Source organism: Kitasatospora sp. NPDC059973 (genome assembly GCF_042737525.1).
Taxonomy (GTDB): domain Bacteria; phylum Actinomycetota; class Actinomycetes; order Streptomycetales; family Streptomycetaceae; genus Kitasatospora.
The window spans coordinates 32,607-51,488 of the sequence record NZ_JBHWUI010000046.1 but is presented as its reverse complement, the minus strand read 5'-3'; the positions used below and the strand labels follow the sequence as shown (position 1 = coordinate 51,488).

19 protein-coding genes are annotated in these 18,882 nt (G+C 73.8%); all 19 read left to right on the top strand.

Annotated features, from left to right (window positions below):
* The first annotated feature begins 157 nt into the window (after positions 1 to 157).
* Positions 158 to 1,000, top strand: coding sequence for a proteasome subunit beta (prcB, locus tag ACFWA9_RS15485; RefSeq protein WP_329486931.1), 843 nt, complete (start codon positions 158 to 160; stop codon positions 998 to 1,000).
* 30 nt (positions 1,001 to 1,030) lie between these two features.
* Positions 1,031 to 1,879, top strand: coding sequence for a proteasome subunit alpha (gene prcA, locus ACFWA9_RS15480; protein ID WP_380387391.1), 849 nt, complete (start codon positions 1,031 to 1,033; stop codon positions 1,877 to 1,879).
* Positions 1,880 to 2,153: 274 nt separating this feature from the next.
* The gene (pafA, locus tag ACFWA9_RS15475) at positions 2,154 to 3,515 is read left to right on the top strand and encodes a Pup--protein ligase (RefSeq protein ID WP_329486929.1); all 1,362 of its coding nucleotides are present in this window, start codon (positions 2,154 to 2,156) and stop codon (positions 3,513 to 3,515) included.
* 126 nt (positions 3,516 to 3,641) lie between these two features.
* Entirely contained in the window at positions 3,642 to 4,628 is a 987-nt protein-coding gene (locus tag ACFWA9_RS15470) for an FKBP-type peptidyl-prolyl cis-trans isomerase (RefSeq protein WP_329486928.1), read from the top strand.
* Positions 4,629 to 4,869: 241 nt separating this feature from the next.
* Positions 4,870 to 6,189 (top strand): FKBP-type peptidyl-prolyl cis-trans isomerase, encoded by a 1,320-nt coding sequence (locus ACFWA9_RS15465; RefSeq protein WP_380387388.1) that lies wholly within the window; start codon positions 4,870 to 4,872, stop codon positions 6,187 to 6,189.
* Between the two features lie 161 nt (positions 6,190 to 6,350).
* A complete protein-coding gene (locus ACFWA9_RS15460) occupies positions 6,351 to 6,725 on the top strand; it encodes an FKBP-type peptidyl-prolyl cis-trans isomerase (protein WP_329486926.1) in 375 nt (124 codons plus the stop codon).
* A 169-nt stretch (positions 6,726 to 6,894) separates the two neighbouring features.
* Positions 6,895 to 7,911 (top strand): WYL domain-containing protein, encoded by a 1,017-nt coding sequence (locus ACFWA9_RS15455; RefSeq protein WP_329486925.1) that lies wholly within the window; start codon positions 6,895 to 6,897, stop codon positions 7,909 to 7,911.
* On the top strand, positions 7,908 to 8,864 hold the full coding sequence (locus tag ACFWA9_RS15450; protein ID WP_329486924.1) for a WYL domain-containing protein: 957 nt from the start codon (positions 7,908 to 7,910) through the stop codon (positions 8,862 to 8,864). Before ACFWA9_RS15455 ends, ACFWA9_RS15450 begins: the two co-directional genes overlap by 4 nt.
* A 3-nt stretch (positions 8,865 to 8,867) precedes the next feature.
* The gene (locus ACFWA9_RS15445) at positions 8,868 to 9,158 is read left to right on the top strand and encodes a hypothetical protein (RefSeq protein ID WP_380387384.1); all 291 of its coding nucleotides are present in this window, start codon (positions 8,868 to 8,870) and stop codon (positions 9,156 to 9,158) included.
* Between the two features lie 10 nt (positions 9,159 to 9,168).
* Positions 9,169 to 9,345 carry a hypothetical protein gene (locus ACFWA9_RS15440; protein ID WP_380387381.1) on the top strand — a complete coding sequence of 59 codons (177 nt, stop codon included), beginning with the start codon at positions 9,169 to 9,171 and terminating at the stop codon, positions 9,343 to 9,345.
* A 233-nt stretch (positions 9,346 to 9,578) separates the two neighbouring features.
* A complete protein-coding gene (tatA, locus tag ACFWA9_RS15435) occupies positions 9,579 to 9,878 on the top strand; it encodes a Sec-independent protein translocase subunit TatA (protein WP_380387378.1) in 300 nt (99 codons plus the stop codon).
* Positions 9,879 to 10,019: 141 nt separating this feature from the next.
* A complete protein-coding gene (tatC, locus tag ACFWA9_RS15430) occupies positions 10,020 to 10,910 on the top strand; it encodes a twin-arginine translocase subunit TatC (protein WP_380387404.1) in 891 nt (296 codons plus the stop codon).
* Between the two features lie 195 nt (positions 10,911 to 11,105).
* Positions 11,106 to 12,269 (top strand): NAD(P)/FAD-dependent oxidoreductase, encoded by a 1,164-nt coding sequence (locus tag ACFWA9_RS15425; RefSeq protein WP_380387375.1) that lies wholly within the window; start codon positions 11,106 to 11,108, stop codon positions 12,267 to 12,269.
* 94 nt (positions 12,270 to 12,363) lie between these two features.
* Positions 12,364 to 12,708 carry a (2Fe-2S)-binding protein gene (locus tag ACFWA9_RS15420; RefSeq protein WP_329486918.1) on the top strand — a complete coding sequence of 115 codons (345 nt, stop codon included), beginning with the start codon at positions 12,364 to 12,366 and terminating at the stop codon, positions 12,706 to 12,708.
* A 130-nt stretch (positions 12,709 to 12,838) separates the two neighbouring features.
* Entirely contained in the window at positions 12,839 to 14,203 is a 1,365-nt protein-coding gene (locus tag ACFWA9_RS15415; protein WP_380387372.1) for an NAD(P)/FAD-dependent oxidoreductase, read from the top strand.
* A 117-nt stretch (positions 14,204 to 14,320) separates the two neighbouring features.
* Positions 14,321 to 15,184 carry a dihydrodipicolinate synthase family protein gene (locus tag ACFWA9_RS15410; RefSeq protein ID WP_380387401.1) on the top strand — a complete coding sequence of 288 codons (864 nt, stop codon included), beginning with the start codon at positions 14,321 to 14,323 and terminating at the stop codon, positions 15,182 to 15,184.
* Positions 15,185 to 15,273: 89 nt separating this feature from the next.
* Positions 15,274 to 16,278 (top strand): proline racemase family protein, encoded by a 1,005-nt coding sequence (locus ACFWA9_RS15405; protein WP_329486915.1) that lies wholly within the window; start codon positions 15,274 to 15,276, stop codon positions 16,276 to 16,278.
* A gap of 22 nt (positions 16,279 to 16,300) precedes the next feature.
* Positions 16,301 to 17,674 (top strand): aldehyde dehydrogenase family protein, encoded by a 1,374-nt coding sequence (locus ACFWA9_RS15400; RefSeq protein WP_380387398.1) that lies wholly within the window; start codon positions 16,301 to 16,303, stop codon positions 17,672 to 17,674.
* The gene (locus ACFWA9_RS15395) at positions 17,674 to 18,702 is read left to right on the top strand and encodes a proline racemase family protein (RefSeq protein WP_329486914.1); all 1,029 of its coding nucleotides are present in this window, start codon (positions 17,674 to 17,676) and stop codon (positions 18,700 to 18,702) included. Before ACFWA9_RS15400 ends, ACFWA9_RS15395 begins: the two co-directional genes overlap by 1 nt.
* The last annotated feature ends 180 nt before the right edge of the window (positions 18,703 to 18,882 follow it).

The window sequence follows — 18,882 nt, the reverse complement described above, 5'->3', positions numbered from 1 at the left end:
TTGGGCCATTCGTGTTTTCCCCGGGCCCCCCCCGGGGGGGGGGGGGGGGCCCCCCCGCCCCCCCCCCCCCCCCGGTCCGGCCCACCACGCATGGACGGTGATCGTCGGCGGGTAGGGTGCGGGCAGCGTGCGCTTCAAGCTACCTGGAAGGAATCGTGTGGAAGCCAACACTCGTGGCACCGGGCGTCTACCGGCTGCCTTCCTGACCCCGGGGTCCTCGTCGTTCCTCGACTTCCTGGCCGACCACCAGCCGGAGCTGATCCCCGGGCGCCGCGAGCTGCCCATGGGAGCGGTCGTCGAGGCCCCGCACGGGACGACGATCGTCGCGGCGGTGTTCGACGGCGGTGTGGTCATCGCCGGTGACCGCCGGGCGACCATGGGCAACGTGATCGCCCAGCGTGACATCGAGAAGGTCTTCCCGGCCGACGAGTACAGCGCGGTGGGCATCGCCGGCACCGCCGGCCTCGCCGTCGAGATGGTCCGGCTGTTCCAGCTGGAGCTGGAGCACTACGAGAAGATCGAGGGCACCGTGCTCTCGCTGGAGGGCAAGGCCAACCGCCTCACCACCATGATCCGGGGCAACCTCGGCATGGCGATGCAGGGCCTCGCGGTCGTTCCGCTCTTCGCCGGTTACGACCTCGACCTCGGTCGCGGCCGGATCTTCACCTACGACGTCACCGGCGGCCGCTCCGAGGAGCGCGGGTTCGCCGCCACCGGCTCCGGTTCGGTGTTCGCCCGCGGCTCGATGAAGAAGCTCTACCGCGCGGACCTGACCGCCGAGCAGGCCGCCACCCTGGTCGTCCAGGCGCTCTACGACGCGGCCGACGACGACTCCGCCACCGGCGGTCCGGACCTCGCCCGGAAGATCTTCCCGATCGTCTCGCTGATCACCGAGGACGGCTTCCGCCGGCTCACCGAGGCCGAGGTCTCCGCGATCGCCGTCTCGATCACCGACGAGCGCCTCATCCGCCCCAACGGCCCGCAGGCCCCGCTGCTCTAGCCACACCTACCAAGGAAGGGACGACCGCCGGTGTCGACACCGTTCTACGTCTCGCCCCAGCAGGCCATGGCGGACCGCGCGGAGTACGCCCGCAAGGGCATCGCGCGTGGTCGCAGCGTGGTCGTGCTCACCTACGCCGACGGCATCGTCTTCGTCGCGGAGAACACCTCCCGGGCGCTCCACAAGGTCTCCGAGATCTACGACAAGATCGCCTTCGCGGCGGTCGGCCGCTACAACGAGTTCGAGAACCTGCGGATCGGCGGCGTCCGCTACGCCGACCTGCGCGGCTACTCCTACGACCGGGCCGACGTCACCGCCCGGGGCCTGGCCAACGTCTACGCCCAGACGCTCGGCACCATCTTCTCCTCGGTCGGCGAGAAGCCGTACGAGGTCGAGCTGATCGTGGCCGAGGTCGGCCGCACCCCGGACGAGGACCAGATCTACCGGCTCACCCCGGACGGCTCGGTCGTCGACGAGAAGAACTACGTGGTGGTCGGCGGCAACGCCGACTCGATCGGCAACTACCTGGGCCAGCGGCACCGCAGCGGGCTGTCCCTGACCGACGCGATCAAGGTCGCGGTGGACTCGCTCGCCCGGGACCCCAACGGCGGCTCCCCGCGGACCATGACCCCCGAGCAGCTGGAGGTGGCGGTCCTGGACCGCCAGCGCTTCCAGCAGCGCAAGTTCAAGCGCATCCTGGGCGGCCAGCTCGCCCGGCTGCTCGACGGCGACGAGTCCGCCGAGGCGGACGAGGACGAGAAGCCGGCGGCCAAGCTGCCGGCCGACCGGTCGGACGTGCCGGACGTGCCGGACGTGTCGGACGTGTCGGACGTGCCGGACGTGTCGGACGTGTCGGACGTGCCGGACCAGTCCGACTAGCAGTGCGGAGGAGTCCCGTACGGCGGCCGTCGCCCGCCGCTGTACGGGCCCCCTCCGGTGGCCCACGCAGAGAACGGACGCCTCGTGACTCCTCCCCAGCGGTCGAGACCGTGGGGCTCCACGCCGACCTGACGGCCGGCGCCCCCGGACGAGCCCTGCCCGTTGCCGAAGCAGGGGATCGGCCTACAAGGCCAGCTGCGGCCCGGTGCCGCAGAGTTCAGGATCCCGATCCGCGCACCGGCCGAAACCGGTGATTCCTTCGAGAGAAGGTGCCATGGACCGTCGAATTTTCGGGCTGGAGAACGAGTACGGCGTCACCTGCACGTTCCGGGGTCAGCGACGGCTGTCACCGGACGAGGTGGCGCGCTACCTCTTCCGCCGCGTTGTCTCCTGGGGCCGCAGCAGCAACGTGTTCCTGCGCAACGGCGCCCGCCTCTACCTCGACGTGGGCTCCCACCCCGAGTACGCCACTCCCGAGTGCGACGACGTCGTCGAGCTGGTGACGCACGACAAGGCGGGCGAGCGCATCCTCGAAGGACTGCTGGTGGACGCCGAGCGGCGGCTCCACGAGGAGGGCATCGCGGGGGACGTCTACCTGTTCAAGAACAACACCGACTCGGCCGGAAACTCCTACGGCTGCCACGAGAACTACCTGGTGGCCCGGCACGGCGAGTTCTCCCGGCTGGCCGACGTACTGATCCCGTTCCTGGTGACCCGCCAGCTGATCTGCGGCGCCGGCAAGGTGCTGCAGACCCCGCGCGGCGCGGTGTTCTGCGTCAGCCAGCGCGCCGAGCACATCTGGGAGGGCGTCAGCTCCGCGACCACCCGCTCCCGCCCGATCATCAACACCCGCGACGAGCCGCACGCCGACGCCGAGCGCTACCGCCGGCTGCACGTCATCGTCGGCGACTCCAACATGTCCGAGACCACCACGCTGCTCAAGGTCGGCGCCACCGACCTGGTGCTCCGGCTGATCGAGGCCGGCGTGGTGATGCGCGACCTCACCCTGGAGAACCCGATCCGGGCGATCCGCGAGGTCAGCCACGACCTCACCGGCACCCACCAGGTCCGGCTCGCCAACGGCCGGGAGGCCAGCGCGCTGGACATCCAGGAGGAGTACTACAGCAAGGCGCTGGAGTTCGCCGACCGCAAGGGCATCAACACCGGCACCATCGCCCTGGTGCTGGACCTCTGGGGCCGCACCCTGGAGGCGATCCGCACCGACCGGCTGGACGGGGTGGCCACCGAGATCGACTGGATCATGAAGTACAAGCTCATCGAGCGCTACCGCGAGAAGCACCAGATGAGCATGTCCAACCCGCGGGTGGCCCAGATCGACCTCGCGTACCACGACATCCACCGCCGGCGCGGCCTGTTCTACCTGCTCCAGGGCAAGGGCCAGGCGAAGCGGATGACCACCGACCTCAAGACCTTCGAGGCCAAGTCCGTGCCGCCGCAGACCACCCGGGCCCGGCTGCGCGGCGACTTCATCCGCCGGGCGCAGGAGCAGCGCCGGGACTTCACGGTCGACTGGGTGCACCTGAAGCTGAACGACCAGGCCCAGCGGACGGTGCTCTGCAAGGACCCGTTCCGTTCGGTGGACGAGCGAGTGGAGAAGCTGATCGCGGGCATGTGAGGGCCCGTCCCGATGTGATCTTTGCGGTGTCCGGCCCCGGTGGTGCCTACCGGGGCCGGACGACGTCGGGGAATACGCTGTCCGTCGAGTCCGGAGAACCGACTTTGACCGACAGTTAGGAACGCCGTGCGCCGCACCGCCGGTTTGCTTCTCACCCTGCCCCTGCTGTTGGCGGTCGCCTGCAGCAGCTCCACCAAGGCGACCAGCCCGGCGACGCCCACGGCGTCCAGCGCGGCCCCCACGGTGCCCGCGCCCGTGAACGAGGCCTCGCCGATGCCGACCCTGTCGGGCGGCGGGTTCGGGAGCAAGGCCACCATCACCATCCCGGACGGCGCGCCGAGCGGTCAGTTCGTGGTGAACACCGTCAGTGAGGGCGACCGCTCCACGGTCAACAAGGGCGACTGGGTGACGGTGAACTACTCGGCGAAGGACTGGACGACGGGCAAGGACCTGCCCAGCTCCTACGACGAGGGCGGCAAGCCGCAGCTGTACCAGGCGGGCAGCGGGCAGCTGGTGCCCGCCTTCGACCAGAGCGTGATCGGCAAGAAGGTCGGCAGCCGGCTGCTGGTGGTGGCCCCGCCGGCCGCGGCGTTCGGCACCCAGGGCAACAACCAGCTCGGGGTGGCGCCGGGCGACACCGTGGTGTTCGTGCTGGACATCATGGAGAGCCTGCCGCAGGACTCCACGCTCTCCGGCACGATGACCCAGCCGCCGGCGAACCTCCCGCAGGTGAAGGACAACGGCAAGGCCGCTGTGACGATCACCATCCCGCCCGGCCAGGCCGCGCCCACCGACCTCCAGCAGGCCGTGCTGATCAAGGGCGAGGGCAAGCCGGTGAAGTCCGGCCAGACCCTGGTCGTGCAGTACACCGGGGTGCTCTGGAGCAACGGCCAGCAGTTCGACTCGTCCTGGAGCCACGGCGGCGCGCAGGCGCTGCAGATCGGCACCGGCAGCGTGATCGAGGGCTGGGACAAGGGGCTGGTCGGCCAGACCGTCGGCAGCCGGGTGGAGCTGGTGGTGCCGCCGGCCCTCGGGTACAAGGACCAGGCGCAGGGCTCCGTCCCGCCGAACTCGACGCTGGTCTTCGTGATCGACATCCTTGAGGCGGTCTGACCGGGCGCCCCGGCCGGCCCTGGGTGCCGGCAGACCCTAGGAAGTGACGGGTGGGGTCCGTACGCTTGGGCGGGCGCTCGCACACGGAAGCGTCCGCCCTCATCCTGACCTGTCATACTGCCCTCGCACTGTGGTAGGCGCCGTCGGCGTCCGGGTTCCGGGCGGCAGTGCGACAGCACTCCGGCGCTCACCACGCCGGCCGAAGACCTCGAAGACCTCGTGGCGAGATGGATGGGGAGTCATGTCTGAGAAAGCGTCGAGCCCGGGCGGGGCCGGCACCGCGAACGGAAACTCCGCCGGTGACCCGGCCGACTCGCGGCCCGGTGGCCCGTTGCCCGGCGACGGTGAGTCGATCGTCGTCCCGCCGTCGATCCTGAAGCACTCGCCCGGCTGGGTGCGGCCGGACGAGGCCCAGGCGAAGCGGGCCGCGGGCGGGACGAAGACCGACGAGGCCCCGCAGATCTTCGCCTCGAACGTGCGCCGCCAGGACACCTCGGAGGCCGGGTACGACGAGAACCCGCCCGGGGTCGGCAGGCTGGGCGTGGTGCTCGGCACCGTGCTGGCCCTGCTGCTGGTCGGCAGCGGCATCACGCTGTACGTGGTGAACCGCGACGGCGGGTCCAAGTCGGGCACCACCACGCAGGCCGACGCGGCCAAGTCCGCGCCGCCGACGCCGTCCGCCGAGCCGGTGCCGCCGATCAAGGACACCGCCAAGGTGCTGCCGACCATCACCGGCGAGTTCGGCAAGAAGGCCGGCATCGAGGTGCCCGGCGACCAGGCCGACGGCAGCTTCGTGGTCAAGGTCCTCTCCGAGGGCACCGGCCCCAAGGTCGAGAAGAACTCCTGGACCTCGGTCGACTACACCGCCAAGGACTGGACGACGGGCAAGGACATCCCGAGCTCGTACGACGACGCGGGCAAGCCGCAGATCTTCCAGGCCGGCACCGACGCGCTGATCCCGGCGCTGGACCAGGCCGTGGTCGGCAAGAAGGCCGGCAGCCGGGTGCTCGTCGTGGCCCCGCCGGCCGCCGCGTTCGGCGCGCAGGGCAACCCGAACATGTCGATCGGGGCCAAGGACAACCTGGTCTTCGTCATCGACATCCGCAACAGCAACGCGCCCGACGCGGTGCTCAGCGGCACCGTGACCCCGCCGCCCGCGGACTTCCCGCAGGTGAAGGACAACGGCAAGAAGCCGGCCGACATCACCCCGGTCCCCGGCGCCGCCGACCCGACCGAGCTGAAGTCGCACGTCCTGATCAAGGGCACCGGCCCGAAGGTGGAGAAGGGCGAGAAGGTCGTCGTCCAGTACACCGGCGCGCTGTTCAAGGACGGCAAGGTCTTCGACTCCTCGCTGAGCAAGGGCCAGGCGTTCTCGTTCCCGGTCGGTGGCGGCCAGGTCATCGCGGGCTGGGACCAGGGTCTGGAGGGCCAGACCGTGGGCAGCCGCGTCGAGCTGGTCATCCCCGCCTCGCTGGGTTACAAGGACCAGGCGCAGGGCGACATCCCGGCCAACTCCACCCTGGTGTTCGTCGTCGACATTCTCGATGCGGGTCAGGGCTGATCCACTTTCGGGTGACAATGGTGGGTGTGTGACCTTCGGGGCCGGCCGCGTGGCCGAGCCCGCACGGGCGGCGGGCGCCCGTACCGTGGTCCGGGTAACGGACCGGGTACGGGTGCCCGCCGCCTGGTCATGAACCGAACCAACCGCGAGAAGAGGCAGATGTGAGCAACAAGACGAAGCCGGAGATCGACTTCCCGGGCGGCGACGCGCCCACCGAGCTGCAGATCCGCGACATCGAGGTCGGCACCGGCGAGGAGGCCAAGCCGGGCCAGGTCGTCGAGGTGCACTACGTCGGCGTCACGTTCGAGTCCGGTGAGGAGTTCGACGCCAGCTGGAACCGCGGCAGCAGCTTCAAGTTCCCGCTCGGCGCCGGCCGCGTCATCAAGGGCTGGGACCAGGGCGTCGTCGGCATGAAGGTCGGCGGCCGCCGCGAGCTGGTCATCCCGGCGCACCTGGCGTACGGCAACCAGTCGCCGTCCCCGCTGATCCCGGCGGGCTCGACCCTGATCTTCGTCGTCGACCTGCTGGGCGTCTGAGCCGGTCGTGACCGAGGGCCGCACCCCCACCCCGGGGGTGCGGCCCTCGCGCGTTCGCGGACTCGGCTTTTGCAGTGCGTACCGCTACCGGTACGGTCGGTCCCGCCGGGTCGACCACCGCCCGGCGGGCGCACCCCGCGCGCGGCGCGGCACACCGGAAGGGTCAGCGATGGCGATCGCCAAGGCAGAGCGGCTGATGAATCTCGCCCTGTGCCTGATGAACACCAGACGTCCGCTCTCCAAGAAGGAGCTGCGGGAATCCATCGAGGCGTACCGCGAGGCCTGGCAGAACAGCAGCGAGGACGCCTTCAACCGGATGTTCGAGCGGGACAAGGACGACCTGCGCGAACTCGGTCTGGTCATCGACGTCGACGAGAACGCCCTGGACGGCGAGCTCGGCTACCTCGCCCGCGCCGACCGCAACCGGCTGCCGGAGATCGCCCTCGACGCCGAGGAGGCCGCCGCGCTCACCCTCGCCGCCCGGGTCTGGCAGCAGGCCAAGATGTCCGGCGCGGCCAGCGGCGCCCTGCAGAAGCTGCGCGCCGCCGGCGTCCCGTTCACCGAGACCGAGAGCCGCAGCGCCCTCGAACCGCGCATCCCCGCCCGGGAGGCCGCGTTCGAACCGCTGCTCACCGCCGCCCGCGACCGCCGCCCGGTCACCTTCGAGTACCGCAAGGCCGGCGCCGCCGCCGCCGAGCAGCGCACCGTGGAGCCCTGGGCGCTGGAGTGCTGGCGCGGCCACTGGTACCTGGCGGGCTGGGACCGCGACCGCTCCGACGCCCGGGTCTTCCGGCTCAGCCGGATCACCGGCAAGGTCCGCACCCGCTCCGGGGCGTTCCTCGGCACCGTCCCCGAGCACGTCGACGTCCGCGCCACGGTCGCCAAGTTCGCCGGTGAGGGCGCCACCGCGACGGCGGTCGTCAGGGTCCGCCGCGGTGCCGGCTTCCCGCTGCGCACCAAGGCGCTGAGCACCCGGCCGCAGTCCGCGGCCGACGAGGGCTGGGACGAGCTGGAGATCCCGTACGGCAACGGGCTCGGCGCCGACCTCGCCGAGTTCGGGCCGGACGTGCTGGTGATCGGCCCCGAGGAACTGCGCGCCGACGTGATCGAGCGGCTGCGCGCGGTGGCCGGGGCGGGTGGCGCCGAGGGCGCCGCGGTGGAGAGTGCTGAAGGAGTGCGGGCATGAGCAACGCGATCGACCAGACCCGGCGGATGCTCTCGCTGGTCACCTACCTGCGCGAGCGGCCCGGCGCCGAGGTCGCCGAGGTGGCCCGGGCCTTCGGGATCACCGAGCGCGAGCTGATCGGCGACCTCAACGTGCTGCCGATGTGCGGCACCAGCTTCCGCGGCGGTGACCTGCTCGACATCGACACCGACGGCGAGCGGATCTGGTGGCACAACGTCGACGACGTCGCCCAGCCGCTGCGGCTGGCCGCGGACGAGGCGACCGCGCTGCTGGTCGCCGCCCGCGCGGTGGCGGGCCTGCCCGGTCTGCGGGCCGGTGACCGGGAGGCGCTCACCCGGGCCGTCGCCAAGATCGAGAACGCTGCCGGGGACAGCGCCGAGGGCAGCGCCCGGGTCGGTGTCACCTTCGAGGCGGAGAGCCACGTCTTCGCGGACATCGACCGTGCGCTGAGCGAGGGCCGGCGGCTCTGGCTGCGGTACTACTCGCACGGGCGCGGCGGCATGACCGAGCGCGAGGTCGACCCGATCCGGCTGCTCACCGAGGGCCACACGTACCTGGAGGCCTGGTGCCGGACCTCCGAGGACCACCGCATGTTCCGGCTCGACCGGGTCGCCGAGATCAAGGTGCTGGACATCCCCTCCGACCCGCCCAAGCGGGAGCCGCGCGACCTCTCGGGCGGGCTGGTCAACCCGTCCGCGACCGACCCCGAGGTGGTGGTCGAGGTGTCCTCCGGCGGGCGCTGGGTGGCCGAGTACTACACCCACGACCGGGCCGAGGAACTGCCCGACGGCGGGCTGCGGATCACCCTGCGCAGCGCCGACCCGTCCCAGCTGCGCCCGCTGGCGCTGCGGCTCGGCCGGGACGGGCGGATCGTCTCGCCGCCGGCGCTCGCCGAGCAGGCGCGGTCGGCGGCGCTGGAGGCGCTGGCCGGCTACGGGGAGGGGCAGGTCTGAGCCGTGGAGCCGGGTACCAGATTCAAGGTCTACTGCTCGGAGTGCCGGGAGAAGGTGGAGCTGCCCGCCGAGGAGTTCCGCCTCACGCTGGGCCGGACGCCGGCCCAGGCGCACTACAGCTTCGGCTGCCCGCTCTGCGGCGCCTCGGTCCGCAAGCAGGCGGGGGAGAAGATCGTGGCGGCGCTGACCGGCGCCGGGGTGCGGACGATGCGCCTCGTCCCGGCCGGGGGGCCGGGTGCGGCGGGGGCCGTCCTGCCGTCGGGCGGGACGGGTCGGGCCGAAGCCGGCGGATAGGGTGGGGGCCATGTCCTGGATGCTCGTCGCCGCCGTCCTGCTCGCCGCCGCCGGTCTGCTGGTCCTCGGTGTCCTCGCGATCCGGCTCTGGCTGGACGTGCGGACGCTGGCCAAGGGAGTGGACACCGCCTCCCGGGCGCTGGCCGAGGCGGCCGGCGACCTCGCCGCGGCGGTTCCGGGCCGCTGAGCGGGCGGCCGGCCCGGGCGGGCGGCCGGTAGCGGTTGACCGTCGCGAGGACTTCGGGGGTACGGGGGCTGCTGCCCGGAGGTTCGGGCGGGTTACGCTCTCAGCAGGCTCCTGAAGTGCGACGGGGGCCGCTGTCCTGTTCGGGCGGCCGTCGTCAGGGCGTCACTCGCAGCGGTTACCATCCCCGCAGCGGTGGCCTGCCGGTGTGCCGCCATGACTGAAGGTGGTCGAACATGCGGATCTCGCCGACCGCGATCCTGGTGATCGTGGTTCTTGCCATTCTGCTCTTCGGCGCCAAGCGGCTGCCCGACCTGGCGCGCTCGCTCGGCCAGTCCATGCGGATCCTGAAGAGCGAGACCAAGGCGATGCGTTCGGACGGTGCGGCGGACGAGAGCGCGCCGGCCCAGCCCGCGCCCGCCGTCGTGGCCGACCCCGCGAAGACGATCCAGGCCGCGCCGGGGGCGTCCGGGACGGCCCGGCCGGTGGCCGAGCAGCCCACCGGGACGGGAACGGACGGTGGCGGCCCGCGTTGAGCGGTCCGCGGCGCACGGGGTGCACGTGACGCAAGCGACTAGTGAGGCCCGTCGACCGGCGGGGCTCGACGCACGAGTTGAGGACCGGGGTTGAGCAAGCTCTCGAAGGCGTCGAAGACGTCCAAGGATCCTGAGGGGCGGATGGCCCTCGCCGACCACCTGCGGGAACTGCGGAACCGGGTGGTCAAGTCGGTCCTGGCGATCGTGGTCATCACGATCGTCGCTGCGATCTACCACAAGCAGCTCGAGGACTTCCTGCTGAAGCCGCTGCCGCACTGCACCGTGGAGACCGCCGACCAGTACCACGGCAAGTGCGCCCAGGTCTCCAACATCGGTCTGACCGCCGGTTTCACCTGGATGCTCAAGGTGTCGCTGACGGCCGGTGTGGTCGCGGCCGTGCCGGTCTGGCTCTACCAGGTCTGGGCCTTCGTCGCGCCGGGTCTGCACCGGCACGAGAAGAAGTACACGATCATCTTCATGGCCTGCGGGGCGCCGCTGTTCCTGGCCGGTGTGACCTGCGCCATCCTGGTCCTGCCGACCACGGTCGACGTGCTGATCTCGTTCACCCCGAACAACACCACGCCGATCCTGCCGCCCGAGGACTACCTCGACATCGCGACCCGGATGGTGCTGGTCTTCGGCCTCGCCTTCGAGTTCCCGCTGCTGCTGGTGATGCTGAACATGGTCGGCATGGTCACCGGCAGGCGGCTGCTCGGCTGGTGGCGCGGCATGGTGCTGGCGATCACCGTTTTCGCCGCCTTCGCGACGCCGAGCGCCGAGCCCGTCAGCATGCTGGTGCTGGCCGCGCCGATCTGGGCGCTGTACTTCGTCGCGGTCGGGATCGCCATCGTGAACGACCGGCGCAAGGCCCGTCGCAACCCGGACCTCGGGCTGGACGACGAGGAGGCCTCGCACCTGGACCTCTCGGTGCAGCCGGTGGGGGGCACGGAGGCCGTCGAGGCCTCCGGCACGCCGGTGATCCCGGCGCCGGTCACAGCCGCCCGGCACGAGCAGATGGACGACATCACGTGATGGGCTGACCCGCCTCGAAAGACCCCGGCCCCGCCGTCTCCCGGCGGGGCCGGGGTCTTTCGCGTGGGCCCCGCCGTCGAGGGAAGCCGCCGGTGGGCGCCGTGCAGGGGGTTCCGGGGCCGGCCTCTCGGTCCGGAGCTGACCGGTCGGCGGGGCGCTCTTGGCAGGCACGATGGCATGTGACATATTACTGCGGTGTCCACGCCTCAGAGACCTCCCCTGGATGTCGTCGTGGTCGGCGCCGGCGTGGTCGGTGCCGCCTGCGCCTACTACGCCGCCCGCGCCGGGCTCGCCGTCGCCGTCATCGACCGGGGCCCGGTCGCCGGTGGTACCACCGGCGCCGGTGAGGGCAATCTGCTGGTCTCCGACAAGGAGCCCGGGCCGGAACTCGACCTCGCGCTGCTGTCCACCCGGCTCTGGCGCGAGCTCGCCGAGGAGCTCGGCGCCGCCGTCGAGTACGAGCCCAAGGGCGGCCTGGTGGTCGCCGACACCCCGGCCCGCCAGGACGCCCTGCGCGCCTTCGCCGCCGAGCAGGGGGCGGTCGGCGTCACCGCCGAGGAGATCCCCGGCGAGCGGCTGCGCGAACTCGAACCGCACCTCGCCCCCGGGCTGGCCGGCGGGTTCCTCTACCCCCAGGACGCCCAGGTCCAGCCCGCCCTGGCCGCCGCGCACCTGCTGCGCGCCGCCCGCCGCGCGGGCGCGGTCCTGCACACCGGCGAGACCGTCCGGGCGGTGACCACCGGGCCGGACGGCGCCGTACGCGGCGTCGTCACCGACCGGCGCCGGCTGGCGGCGACGGCCGTGATCAACGCCGCCGGCACCTGGGGCGGCGAGCTGGCCGCGCTGGCCGGCGTGCACCTGCCGGTGCTGCCCCGGCGGGGCTTCGTCCTGGTGACCGAGCCGCTGCCGCGGATCGTCCGGCGCAAGGTCTACGCGGCCGACTACGTCGCGGACGTGGCCAGCGGTTCGGCCGCACTGCAGACCTCGGCGGTGGTCGAGGGCACCCCCGGCGGTCCGGTGCTGATCGGCGCCAGCCGGGAGCGGGTCGGCTTCGACCGGACCCTCTCGGTGGAGGTGCTGCACCGGCTCGCCGCGCAGGCCGCCGCGCTCTTCCCGGTGCTCGCCGACGTCAGCGTGGTTCGCGCCTACCGGGGGTTCCGCCCGTACCTGCCGGACCACCTGCCCGCGATCGGCGCCGACCCGAGGGTGCCGGGGCTCCATCACGCCTGCGGCCACGAAGGGGCGGGCATCGGGCTCGCCCCGGCGACCGGGCTGCTGATCAGCGAGCAGCTCACCGGCAAGCGGCCGGAGCTGGACCTCGCGCCGTTCCGGGCGGACCGCTTCCCGGTCGGGGCGTGAGCCCGTCCGCGGACGGACGGGCTCGGGGACGGACGGGCCGGGTGGGGCGGCCGCGCGGTGCAGGACCGCGCGGGCGGATCAGAGGAACTTCGGAATGGAGAACGCGCGGATGAACCCGCCGATGCGACGCCGGACCCCGGCCGCGCTGGTCGGGGCGGAGCCGGGGCCCGCCCACACCATCGACTTCGACGGCCGGCCGGTGCCGGCCCTGCCCGGCCAGTCGATCGCCGCCGCGCTCTGGGCGGACGGCGTGCTGGCCTGGCGCACCACCCGGGTCGGCGGCAGGCCGCGCGGGGCGTTCTGCGGGATCGGCGCCTGCTTCGACTGCCTGGCCGTCGTGGACGGCCGCCCCAACCAGCGCACCTGTCTGGTGCCGGCCGAGCCCGGTACCGTCGTCACCACCCAGGAGGGCAACGGCCGTGCCGACCTCGCCGTCTGAACCGTCCGATGCGTCCGATGCGTCCGATGCGTCCGATGCGTCCGATGCGTCCGATGCGTTCGAAGCGTCCGAGCCGTCCGGGCTGTCCGCGGCGTCCGGGCCCGCCGAGCGGGGCGATTACGACCTCGCGGTGATCGGTGCGGGCCCGGCGGGCCTCGCCGCGGCCGTGGCCGCCGCCGACCTCGGCCTGCGCTGCGCCCTGCTCGACGCCGGCCCGCGCACCGGCGGCCAGTACTACCGCCACCCCGCGCCCGGGCTGGGCGCCACCCGGCCCGACCGGCTGCACCACGGCTGGTCCGTCTACACCGGGCTGGCCGACCGGCTCGCGGCGCACCGCCGCACCGGCCGGGTGGACCTCCTGGGCGGTCACCAGGTCTGGGCCCTGGAGCGCCCGGCCGACACCGGCTGGGCGGTGCACGCCACCCTCGGGCCGGCCGCCGACGAGCGGGCCACCGTCCGGGCCGCCGCCGTCCTGCTGGCCACCGGCGCCTATGAGCGGCAGCTGCCGTTCCCCGGCTGGACGCTGCCCGGGGTGGTCACCGCCGGTGGGGCGCAGGCCATGCTCAAGGCGGGCCTGGTGCTGCCGGGCCGGAGGATCGTGGTGGCCGGCAGCGGGCCGCTGCTGCTCGCGGCGGCGTCCTCGCTGGTCACCGCCGGGGCCGAGGTGCCCGAGGTGGTCGAGGCCACCGGCTACCTCGGTTACGCGCGGCGCCCCGACGTGCTGGCCGCCGTCCCGGCCAAGCTCGTCGAGGGCGCCGGCCACGGCGCCGCGCTGCTGCGCCACGGCGTCCGGCTGCGCCGGCGCAGCGCCGTCGTCGAGGCGCACGGCACCGACCGGGTCACGGCCGTCACCGTCGCCCGGCTGGACGCCGACTGGCGGCCGGTGCCCGGTACCGAGCGCCGGATCGCCTGCGACGCGCTCGCCGTCGGCCACGGGCTGCTGCCGCAGATCGAGCTGGCCACCGAGCTGGGCGCCGCGACCAGGACGACGCCCGACGGGGCCCTCGCCCTCGTGGTGGACGCCCGGCTGCGGACCACCCTCCCCGGCCTCTGGGCGGCCGGCGAGACCTGCGGGGTCGGCGGCGCCGACCTGGCGATCGCCGAGGGGGAGCTGGCGGCCCACGCGGTCGCCGGGGCCCCGGCCCGGACGGCGCTGCTGCGCCGCCGTGCCCGGCTGCGCGCCTTCGCCGAGCTGATGGCGGCGGCGCACCGGCCCGGCCCCGGCTGGACGGGGTGGCTGCGCCCGGACACCGACGTCTGCCGCTGCGAGGAGGTGCCGGTGGCCCGGATCACCGAGGCGGTGGAGGAGCTCGGCGCGGGCGACGCGCGGACCGTCAAGCTGCTCACCCGGGCCGGGATGGGCTGGTGCCAGGGTCGGATGTGCGGTCCGGCGGTGGCCTGCCTCTCCGGTGCCGGCGAGTCGCGGGCGGACAGCCGCCCGCTGTCCTGCCCCGTCCCGCTCTCGCAGCTCGCGGCCGGTCCGCCGGCCCCCTGAACACGTGGCGCGGGGCTCTTGTCTCCGCCTGCGACGTCTAATAAAATGTCACACCTCACCAAGGAGTCAGCTGTGTCCCACACCCCGCACGACACCACCCGTCCCTGGCGCGGCATCATGGTCGCCACCACGATCCCGCTGCGCCCGGACCACTCCGTCGACTACGACGCCTACGCCGAGCACGTCCGCTGGCTGATCGACTCGGGCTGCGACGGCGTCGTCCCCAACGGCTCCCTGGGGGAGTACCAGACGCTCACCGCCGAGGAGCGGGCCAAGGTCGTCGAGGTCGCCGTCGAGGCGGCCGGCGACGGCTCCCGGGTGATGCCCGGGGTGGCCGCGTACGGCAGTGCCGAGTCCCGCCGCTGGACCGAGCAGGCCGCCGAGGCGGGCGCCGGCTCCGTCCTGCTGCTGCCGCCGAACGCCTACCGCGCCGACCACGACGCCGTCCGGGCCCACTACGCCGAGGTGGCCAAGGCCGGCCTGCCGGTCGTCGCCTACAACAACCCGTACGACACCAAGGTCGACCTCGTCCCCGCGCTGCTGGCGCGGCTGCACGGCGAGGGCTCGATCGTCGCCGTCAAGGAGTTCAGCGGCGACGTCCGCCGGGCGTACGAGATCGCCGAGCTGGCCCCCGGGCTCGACCTGCTGATCGGCGCCGACGACGTGCTGCTGGAGCTGGCCCTGGCCGGCGCGGTCGGCTGGATCGCCGGGTACCCGAACGCCCTGCCGGCCGCGAGCGTCGCCCTGTACCAGGCCGCCGTCGCCCACGACCTGGACGTCGCGCTGCCGCTCTACAAGGCCCTGCACCCGCTGCTGCGCTGGGACTCCAAGACCGAGTTCGTCCAGGCGATCAAGCTCTCGATGGACATCGTCGGCCGCCCCGGCGGTCCCACCCGCGAGCCGCGGCTGCCGCTCGGCCCGGAGATCGAGGCGGCCGTCCGCGCGGCCACCGAGAAGGCGCTGGCCGAGGGGCTCGGGTAACCGACCCCGCTGCCACCGGGTGCGGCCGGCTGCTGGGGCAGCCGGCCCGGCCCACCACCCCACCCACCCCCGACGGGAGTCGCCACCAGATGCGCAGCCGCCACGTGTTCCACGCCGTCGACTCGCACACCGAGGGCATGCCGACCCGGGTCGTCACCGGCGGCTTCGGTGTCATCCCCGGTGCCACCATGGCCGAGCGCCGGGTGCACTTCCAGCAGCACCTCGACCACTTCCGGACGCTGCTGATGTACGAGCCGCGCGGCCACGCCGCGATGAGCGGCGCCGTCCTCCAGCCGCCGACCCGCCCGGACGCCGACTTCGGGGTGCTCTACATCGAGGTCTCCGGCCTGCTGCCGATGTGCGGCCACGGCACCATCGGCGTGGCCACCGTCCTGGTCGAGACCGGCATGGTGCCGGTGGTCGAGCCGGTCACCACGGTGCGGCTGGACACCCCGGCCGGGCTGGTGACCGCCGACGTGCGGGTCGAGGACGGCGCCGCCACCGCGGTGACCATCCGCAACGTGCCCTCGTACGCGGTCGCCCTGGACCGCAAGATCGAGGTGCCCGGGTACGGCACGGTCGGCTACGACCTCGCGTACGGCGGCAACTTCTACGCGATCCTGCCGCTCGCCGAGTTCGGGCTGCCGTTCGAGCGCGAGCGCAAGCAGGACATCCTGGACGCCGGACTCGCCCTGATGGAGGCCGTCAACGGCGGCCCGGACCGGCCGGTGCACCCCGAGGACCCGTCGATCCACAGCTGCCACCACGTCCAACTGCTCGCGCCCGGCTCCACCGCCGAGCACTCCCGGCACGCGATGGCCATCCACCCCGGCTGGTTCGACCGCTCGCCGTGCGGCACCGGCACCTCCGCGCGGATGGCCCAGCTGCACGCCCGGGGCGAACTCCCGCTCGGGCGGGACTTCCGCAACGACTCCTTCATCGGGACGACCTTCACCGGCCGCCTGGTCGAGGAGACCGAGGTGGCCGGGCGGCCCGCCGTGGTGCCGACCGTCACCGGCCGGGCCTGGATCACCGGCACCGCCCAGTACTTCCTCGACCCGAGCGACCCGTTCCCGGCCGGGTTCCTGCTCTGAACCGCCTGAACACCCCGAAGGGCTGCCTGCTGTGACGATCCTTTCGTACAACCCCGCCGATCCCGAGGACCTCGTGGCCGAGGTCGACGCGCCCGGTGCCGAGGCCGTCCGGGCCGCCGTCGGGCGGGCCCGGGCCGCGCAGCCCGGCTGGCTCGCCGCCGGGGCCGCCGCGCGCTCGGCCGCGCTCACCCGGTTCGCCGGGGCGGTCGAGGAGCGCGCCGAGGAGCTGACGGCGCTGATCGTCCGCGAGGTCGGCAAGCCGGTGGCCGAGGCGCGCGGCGAGGTCGGCCGCACCGCGGCGATCCTGCGCTACTACGCGCAGGCGCCGTACGCGCCCGCCGGCGCCGTCCACGAGACCGCCGCCGGCGAGGGCCTGCTGCTCACCCGCCGCCGCCCGTACGGGGTGGCCGGGCTGATCACGCCGTGGAACTTCCCGCTGGCGATCCCGGTCTGGAAGGCCGCGCCGGCGCTGGCGGTCGGCAACACCGTGGCGCTCAAGCCCGCGCCGGAGGCCACCGCCTGCGCGCTGCGGCTGGCGGAGCTGGCCTCGGCGGCGGGTCTGCCCGAGGGCGTGTTCACCGTGCTGCCGGGCGGGGCGGAGGAGGGCGCGGCGCTGGTCGACACGGCGGACGTGGTGTCGTTCACCGGCTCGACGGGCGTCGGACGGGCCGTGGTGCGGGCCGCCACCGAACGCGGCGTCCCGGTCCAGGCCGAGCTGGGCGGCCTCAACGCCGCCCTGGTGCTGCCGGACGCCGACCCCGAGCAGGCCGCCGCCCACCTGGCGGCCGCCATCGCCGGGTACGCCGGGCAGAAGTGCACCGCCACCAGCCGGGTGATCGCCGTCGGCGCGGCCCACGAGCCGCTGCGCGCCGCCCTGGTGAAGGCGCTCGGCCTGGTCGACGACGCGGCCTGCGGGCCGGTCATCTCGGCCGCCGCCCGGGACCGGCTCACCGGCGCCGTCGAGTCCGCCCGCGCCGCCGGGGCCACCGTGCTCACCGGCGGGGGCGTCCCGGAGCGGCCCGGCTGGTACGTCGAGCCGACCCTGCTCGCCGACGTACCGGCCGAACACCCGCTGCGGCGCGAGGAGTTCTTCGGGCCGGTGGCCGTCCTGCTGGCGGCCGCGGACCTGGACGAGGCGATCGCGCTCGCCAACGACACCCCGCACTCGCTGGCCACCTCGGTGCACAGCCGCAGCCTGGACGTGGCGCTGGCCGCCGCGGACCGGCTGGACGCGGGCATGATCCGGATCAACGCGCCCTCCAGCGGCGTCGACTTCCACCTGCCGTTCGGCGGCGCCAAGGGCGCGAGCCACGGGGAGCGGGAACAGGGCGCGGCCGCGCTCGACTTCTACACCGCGAGCCGTACCGTCAGCGTCCTCCCGGCCGGTGGCGCGTGATGCGGGTCAGCGCCGTGGACTACCACTGCGCCGGCGAGCCGTTCCGGATCGTCGTCGGCGGCGCCCCCGGCGTGCCCGGGGACAGCGTCGCCGAGCGGCGGGCCGTCGCGATCGGCGCGGGCGGCACGGCCACCGCGCCCCGGCCGGGCCCGCTCGACGAGGTGCGGCGACTGCTCGTCCGGGAGCCGCGCGGGCACGCCGGGATGTACGGCGGCTTCCTGGTGCCGCCGGACGACGACGAGGCGCACCTCGGCGTGCTCTTCTGGCACAAGGACGGCTACTCCACCGCCTGCGGCCACGGCACCATCGCGCTCGGCGCCTGGGCGGTGGACTCGGGGCTGGTCCGGGCCCCGGACGACGGGGTGGCCCGGGTGCGGATCGACGTGCCGTCCGGGCGGGTCACCGCCGCCGTGCACCGCGCCGGCGGGCGGACCACCGGGGTGACATTCCGCAACGTACCGGCCGTCGTCAGCGCGCCGAAGCTGGCGGTGCGGACCTCGCGCGGCACCGTGGAGGTGGCCGTCGCGCACGCGGGCGCCTGCTACGCCAGCGTGCCGGCGGCCGCGCTGGGGCTCGCCGTCGAGCCCGGTCTGCTGCCCGAACTCACCGCCGTCGGGCGGGAGATCCGGGCCGCCCTGGCCGACTCGCCGGCCGTCCGGCACCCGACCGACCCGCGGCTCTCGGGGGTCTACGGGGTGATCCTCCACGACGAGCTGCCCGAGGGCCCGGCCGGGCCCGCCCAGCGCAACGTCACCGTCTTCGCGGACGGCCAGATCGACCGCTCGCCGTGCGGCTCCGGGACGTCGGCGCGCCTCGCCGTGCTCGCCGCCGAGGGGCGGCTGGCCCCGGGCGGGGAACTGCGCCACGAGTCGCTGATCGGGACGGTGTTCACCGGCCGGGTGCTGCCCGGCGGCGATCCGCTCGGCGCCGGTGTGGTCACCGAGGTCACGGGCACCGCCCACCGCACCGGCGAGCACACCTTCCTGCTCGACCCGGACGACACGCTGGGGACGGGGTTCCTGCTGTGACCGCCCGCCGTCCCGAACCCCTCCTGCTGCCCGGCGCGGCGGCTGAGCCGCTCCAGCGCGTCGCGCCGGGCTCCGACCGGCCGGGCGCGGCCGGGCCTGTTTCCGAGGCCGGCCCGGTTTCCGAAACCGGGTCTGTCTCCGAGGCCGGGCCGGTCCACGTCGTCGGGCCGGGCGCGGTCG